The organism is Acinetobacter sp. (assembly GCF_036659555.1).
Lineage (GTDB): Bacteria > Pseudomonadota > Gammaproteobacteria > Pseudomonadales > Moraxellaceae > Acinetobacter.
The window spans coordinates 1-3171 of record NZ_JAVXCI010000158.1 but is presented as its reverse complement, the minus strand read 5'-3'; the positions used below and the strand labels follow the sequence as shown (position 1 = coordinate 3171).

Below are 3171 nucleotides of genomic sequence, written 5' to 3'. Positions count from 1 at the left end.
ATCAATCTGAATTTTAGTTTGTAAACGAATTGCGATACGAACTTGTTCAACAATAGTTTGATCAACCTCAATCCACGAATGAATGGATTTTAGATAAGTATCATTTAAAAACTCTTGTTTTCTTTGAGGTAATACGGCTCTTAATTTGCTTAATACCGAATGTGAAGCCTGTTGTAATGCTTGATCAGGAATAGATTTAGCCCATTGTAATGCCAAATACATGGCCTCAATTTCTGATTCATCCAAACTCATGGGTGGAAGGAGAAAGTTTTCTTTCAGCTGAAATCCAAGTCCTGCGCTCCCTGCAATATTCACCCCCTGCCCGCGCAGGCTGTCAATATCCCGGTAAACGCTGCGCACGCTGATGGCTAAATCTTCCGCAAGGCGCCGGGCGGTCACCGGATGGCGCTGCTCACGCAGCAGCTGCAGCAAATTCAGCAGGCGTATAGAACGGCTCATAACATTTTTTCATGCCTTATTGTTTTAAAGTCAGATTCAGCGGCGCTTGCCTATGCGCCGGTTTTCAGCCAATTGATGCGGCGGCTGCAGCCTGCACCTGCTGCCTTAAAAACTGATGCAGCGCGCTGACATCGCTGGCCACCGTTAAAGGATTAAACTGCTGCAGCACATCCACGCTGTGCACGCCATAAGCGACCCCGACTCTTGGCATGGCAATATTGCATGCCATTTCCAAATCATAGCTGGTGTCACCCACCATAATCGCGCGTTCAGCAGCAACTCCAGTTTCAGCTAAAATTTCTTCCAGCATCAAAGGATGGGGTTTGGACTTGGTTTCACTGGCAGCGCGGGTTGCCGCAAATAGCGCTTGGCTCTGCGTTTGCGCCAGCACCCGGTCCAGGCCTTTGCGGCTTTTGCCTGTCGCAACAGCCAGCTGCAGGCCTTGCGCTTTTAAGTCAAACAGCATGTCCGATACGCCGGCAAACCAGACATCGCCTTTCGAGTTCGCCACATAATGATCTGCATAGCATTGCAAAATTTCGCTATGCAGCTCAGGCGCTTGAGGGAACAAACGCTGTGCGACTTCAGGCAGCCCTAGGCCAATAATGCTTTTTGCGGCATCAGCAGTTAAGGATTGTTGAAATTGCTGTGCGGCAAATAAAAGACTGGCCACAATCTGCCCCACTGAATCAAATAAGGTTCCATCCCAATCAAAGATAATTAGCTCTACTGGTTTATTCATGCTTGGGTTTCCAATATTTAATTCTGATTGAATTTATTAATCCTCTCCCTGAACCGTGTTCTGTGCAAGCCTCCGCCAAAAATGAAAGAGAACTTTTATACATTCGATAACACTTGATCTTCGAAAAAGATGTTATTCCCTCTCCTCTCAGAAGAGGGTTAGGGAGAGGTGATAAAAAAGCACAGTCTATTTAACATCAATCGACGAAATGTTTTTGCATCTGCTTAATTTATTTTTCAAGGATGAAAAGCAGCAAAAATCCTTTGCTGCTCTGATGATGCGTCCTGAACGAGCTTTGAGCACTGCTTTAAAGCAAAGTTTAAGACAGAGCAACGGCGAAATCCATGCCGCCTTTCGAGCAGCGCCTGAGGGATGAGGCTCAGCTTAATCTTTCAAAAGCTGACGTTAGATTGAGCTAAAAATCAATCCTTCTTCTGCGCCCTAAGCTGCGCCACAAGGCTCTGCATATCTTCAGGCAAAGGCGCTTCAATAGGCGCATAGCCCGGAATGTCTAAACGCATCGCATGTAAACATAAACGGCGCGGCTTCGGCCCCTTATATTCAGTTTCATGGCCGTATTTGTCATCGCCGACCAGCGGATGGCCAATGCTTAAGCCATGCACGCGGATCTGATGCGTGCGGCCGGACAGCGGCGATGCATAAACCAGCGTTGCATGCATGAAGCGCTCCGCCACTTTCCACTGCGTCTTCGACTCTTTGCCTTCTTTTGACACCCGCACGCGGCGCTCGCCATTCGCCAGCTCATAACGCAGCAGCGGCTGATCAATCAGCTGCTGATCCAGGCTCACCTGCCCCTTGACGATGGCAGCATAAGTTTTCTGAATCTTATGCTCGCGCAGCAGGTCCTGCAGGGTTTTCAAGGTGCTGCGCTTTTTGCTGATCATCACCAGGCCGGAAGTGTCGCGGTCAATGCGGTGAATCAATTCTAAATATTTCTTGCCCGTCGCTGCCCGCAGGCCTTCAATCAGGCCATAGGCCACGCCGCTGCCGCCATGCACCGCAATGCCGGACGGCTTATTCACCACCATCAGGCCTTCATCTTCATAAATCACCCGGCTGAGCAGGCTCTGCGCCACTTTGTCGGAAACCGGCGCGGCTGTTTCATCTTTCTGCTCGTAACGTATTGGCGCAACACGGATTTGATCGCCAATTGACAGCTTGGTTTCGGCTTTAATGCGCTTTTTATTCACCCGCACCTGACCTTCACGGATCAGGCGGTAAATCCGGCTTTTCGGCACGCCTTTCAGGCGGCTAAACAGGAAATTATCAATGCGCTGACCGGCTTGATGCTCATCCGCTTCAAACCAAGTGACGTTTTGCCATTGCTGTGTAGAATTCATACAGTTACTGTGACCCAAAAAATACCGAAATTGATTAAAAACTGATCATTCAGGCTATGCTTTACACAAGAAACATAAGCTTAGCCCATAGGCAGATGATGCAAGGTTTGATATAGTCAGCGCACGGAAACCATCGCAAGTGAGTAAAAGTTGGTTCATTTCAGATTGCTCTGAACTTGATTATTCAATTAAACACTCACATTAAGCGGGAAGGTCCCTAAAGAATTATGCCGACGCCGAAGGCTTATTATATCGGCAAAACTGCAGGCTGTTGCGTTTAATTGCATCTTAAGATGCATAAAGCAGCCTGCCGCAAAAAAATATGCTGCCAACTCTGTTGGTTTTTAAACGTAAACTGATACACATCAGATTAGTCGCTCCCTGATGCCGCATTCAGGCTACAGCGCTTGATGCATTGGATCTGCACAAATTGTAAAGATACGACGATAATTCCGTATCAGGATGCTCCCTCAGCTATGAAGGGATGATCTTTGAGCAATGTGACAGTGAAAGTTACTCACATCCAATGCACCGCTCGTCCGCCAGTGAATCGGACAGGTGACTTTAATCGTTTAAAGATTGAAGCCGTATTGCCATCATCAATACGTG

General features: G+C 47.8%; 4 protein-coding genes. 1 reads left to right on the top strand and 3 read right to left on the bottom strand.

Annotated features, from left to right (window positions below):
- Both RSA72_RS14250 and RSA72_RS14245 read right to left on the bottom strand, forming a co-directional pair.
- Positions 1-459, bottom strand: a 459-nt coding sequence (locus tag RSA72_RS14250) for a helix-turn-helix transcriptional regulator (RefSeq protein ID WP_332633405.1), incomplete at its 3' end; no start/stop codon positions are given.
- Positions 460-523: 64 nt separating this feature from the next.
- Complete coding sequence (locus tag RSA72_RS14245) at positions 524-1201, bottom strand: HAD-IA family hydrolase (RefSeq protein ID WP_332624628.1); 678 nt, start codon at positions 1199-1201, stop codon at positions 524-526.
- A 208-nt stretch (positions 1202-1409) separates the two neighbouring features.
- Here RSA72_RS14245 and RSA72_RS14240 point away from each other — a divergent pair, with 208 nt between their 5' ends.
- Positions 1410-1577 (top strand): hypothetical protein, encoded by a 168-nt coding sequence (locus RSA72_RS14240; protein WP_332624629.1) that lies wholly within the window; start codon positions 1410-1412, stop codon positions 1575-1577.
- A gap of 46 nt (positions 1578-1623) precedes the next feature.
- Here the strand turns inward: RSA72_RS14240 and RSA72_RS14235 are convergent, their stop codons facing one another.
- Positions 1624-2562, bottom strand: coding sequence for an RluA family pseudouridine synthase (locus tag RSA72_RS14235; protein WP_332624630.1), 939 nt, complete (start codon positions 2560-2562; stop codon positions 1624-1626).
- Between the last annotated feature and the right edge of the window lie 609 nt (positions 2563-3171).

What these genes read in the sequence shown, in the direction of transcription:
- RSA72_RS14245 (WP_332624628.1), bottom strand. Translation starts at nt 1,201, where the DNA reads ATGAATAAACCAGTAGAGCTAATTATCTTTGATTGGGATGGAACCTTA.
- RSA72_RS14240 (WP_332624629.1), top strand. Translation starts at nt 1,410, where the DNA reads ATGTTTTTGCATCTGCTTAATTTATTTTTCAAGGATGAAAAGCAGCAA.
- RSA72_RS14235 (WP_332624630.1), bottom strand. Translation starts at nt 2,562, where the DNA reads ATGAATTCTACACAGCAATGGCAAAACGTCACTTGGTTTGAAGCGGAT.